This window comes from Nostoc sp. DedQUE09, from assembly GCF_034530915.1.
In the GTDB taxonomy this organism is placed as follows: Bacteria; Cyanobacteriota; Cyanobacteriia; order Cyanobacteriales; family Nostocaceae; genus Nostoc.
Genome location: NZ_JAVRCE010000076.1, coordinates 35,122 through 38,412, shown reverse-complemented (window position 1 = coordinate 38,412; position 3,291 = coordinate 35,122). Strand labels below are relative to the sequence as shown.

At 38.6% G+C, this 3,291-nt stretch carries 1 protein-coding gene; it reads left to right on the top strand.

Translation table 11 applies throughout. The features are described from left to right. Positions 1-653 precede the first annotated feature (653 nt). A partial coding sequence (locus RMY27_RS30960; RefSeq protein WP_322668657.1) for an NACHT domain-containing protein occupies positions 654-3,291 on the top strand: 2,638 nt, incomplete at its 3' end.

Here is a 3,291-nt window from a genome sequence, read left to right as displayed (position 1 = left end):
AAAGTAACAAATGCGATCGCTAAAGTAACAAATGCGATCGCTAAAGTAACAAATGCGATCGCCAAAATAACAAATGCGTAGGCGCAGCCAGCCGTAGGCATCGCCAGAAATAGCTTCCTCACTTGGTTTTTCGCGTCAGTTTTACCCCACCCTAACCCTCCCCTTGCAAAGGGGAGGGAACAAGATTTCTTATTTCCCCCCTTTACAAGGGCAGGGCTGATTCATTCCATTTCAAACAGGATTTGTCAAGATGGTTAGCAAGAAAATTGTAAGTAAGCGTGACGAAGAGATGAATATTTAAGCACTGAAATATCAGTAAAATAGTTGGTTTCATCGGCACGCTAGTAACAAAATAACTAATTTTTAATTGCTATAACCCTTGATTTTTAAAGCTCTTTGGGGAATGAAACAGCCCTGCTTTACAAGGGGGGATTAAGGGGGGTAATAATATGATTAAAATTACAGCCATTTGACGACAAGAATTAGGGATTTTTAAAATAGTAGAATAGGTTCATTGCTGTTGCTCATGGGAAAAAGCAACAGTTGCAGGTAATCAGGATTATCCCGTCCTTGAATCGGTTGTAAAATTCGCGCAGCGACTGACAAAGCTAACAAGCGTGTAGTATGTATATAAACTATATATACCAAGCAATATGAGTGTAGAGTTATTAACTATTGCTGGCTCAGTAGGAAAAGTAGTATTTCCAGAAATTGTTAAGAAAATCAATAGTGCATTAAATCCTACAGACTTAGAAAAAGCTTTGAAAGCAGGTGTACAATCCGCCGAAGAGTGGGATACTAATCAAGATTCTTATAAGCATTTATTTTTTCGCTGTACGCCAAAGGATGCGAGAGAGCTTGTAGAGGGTTTTTTTAAAGATACGGGAGTTCAAGAAGAATTACAGAAGCCTTTTACTGAGAAAACAACCCCAAATCTACAAGTTTTAATTAAAATATTCCACAAAATTAAATCAGAAAAGCCAAACTTAGAGTTTCGCGATGAAAGTATTGAACATTGGCTGAAAAAGTTTGCAGATGCTTATTTTGAACACACCAATACATATTTAAAGTTTCAAATTGCTAAATCAGATTATCTCAAACAACTGTTAGGCTATTTTGATGGTGTTGAATTTGTCGGCATAAAGGTAAAAACAAAAGAAGAAGAAAAATTTGCTAAACTACCACAAATTTTTGTAATGCCTAATGTAGTTGAGCAGGTGGAAGTTAGAGCAAGCGCAGGTTTAAAATTAAATCTAGCTTTGCCTTTAGAAGAGACAGCCAACCAGCAACCCCAGCAAAATTTACTTTGGGCACAACAAAGTAGTGGCAAGAAATTCTCAGCCCAAGAACTGCTGAAAGAAAGTACACGCAATAAATTTGTTGTGTTGGGAGAACCAGGAATTGGTAAAACAACTTTGATGAGTTACTTTGCTGTGATGCTGGCTGAACAGCAGACTGAAAAACTCGGTTTATCAGCAGACTTAGAGTTACTGCCAATTTTGATTAGAATTAGAGACTTAGGCAAAGCTTCAACGAAGAATCTTTTAGAATATGTACGCAATTTTGCCAATAGTATTCATGTTAAAGAATTGCCCAAAGGTTTCTTTGAACATTGGTTAGAAGATGGGAGAGCGTTAATTTTACTTGATGGCTTAGATGAAATCGCTAAACTAAGCGATCGCCATGAATTCGTAAAGATAATTCACAGCTTTATCGGACAATATTCTCAAAATCGGGCAATTATAACTTCGCGTCCAGCAGGTTATAGGCGAGAGTTTTTTGGTACAGATGAATTTCCTCATTATCAGCTAGAAAAATTTGATGATAGTCAAATTGATTTATTTATTCAGCAATGGTATAACAGCAGACTACCAAACAACCCAGAAAAAGCACAAGAGCGTCAAGAAAGCTTAAAAAAAGCATTAGCAACACAAGAACGCATCAAATTATTAGCACGCAATCCTTTATTACTGACAATTATTGCCTTGATTCATCGCTATGACGCACATTTGCCTAGACAGCGATATAAACTCTATGAACAGGCAGTTGATACGCTATTGATTAACTGGGATGTAAATAAGGGTATTGAGTCTTGGAAGCTGAAGTATATTCAATTGGATGATATCAAAATATTGATGCAACACCTTGCTTACTGGATTCACTCTCAAGGGGAAACTGGCGATAAAGAAGGTGGTACGCTGATTGATAGAGATGAGCTAATTACGCAATTAAGCAAATATATTCGTGAATGTAATTATCAAGTTCAGAAACATCAAGCTGAAGCCGAAGCCAAACGCTTAGTTGACCATATTACAGAACGCTGTGGTTTATTAAACGAACAAGGTCAAGATAGATATGCCTTTGTGCATAAGACTTTTCAGGAATATTTAGCAGGTGAAGAAATACGCGATCGCCAATCAGGAGACTTTAACGAAGTACTAAATCACATTCGAGATTATCTACACAATTCCCACTGGCGAGAGGTGTTTTTGGTATTAATAGCTCAACAAAATCCAAAAAACTCGAAAAGAATTATTGAAGCAATTCTGCAACAAGAGGCTCCTTATGAAGAATGGCTGCACCGCAATCTTTTATTTGCAGGGACTTGTTTAGCAGAAGATTTAAAATTATCTGATGGCAAATTGATTACAGATATTTTGCAGAGATTAGTTGAGCTTGAAGTTAGCCATTCTCAACGAGTAGGTTACGAAGTTAAAGCACAGGTTTTTCAAATTTTTTGCAATTTAAATGAAACCCAGTTTCAAGCTCAAGCACTACAACTGTTGAAAGCATCAATAGATTTGATAGATGAAGAGCGACTGCGAGAATATCGGGCAGCTTTAGGTGAACAACAGGAAGTATTGGCAGAACTGCTGGGATTACTCAAAGATGAGACTGACAGTGTCTGTAACTCTGCTGCTAAAGCATTGGGCAACTTGGGCAACACCTCACCACAGGTAGTTGAAGCACTGCTGGATTTACTCGAAAACGAGAGTAATGATGTGCGTGACTCTGCTGTTCTTGCATTAGGCAAGTTGGGCAAGGCCAACGCCTCGCCACAGGTAGTTGAAGCACTGCTGGGTTTACTCAAAGATAAGAGTGATGATGTGCGTAACTCTGCTGCTGAAGTATTGGGCAACTTGGACAACGCCTCGCCACAGGTAGTTGAAGCACTGCTGGATTTACTCAAAGATAAGAGTGAGAGTGTGCGTGACTCTGCTGTTCTTGCATTGGGCAACTTGGACAACGCCTCGCCACAGGTAGTTGAAGCACTGCTGGATTTACTCAAAG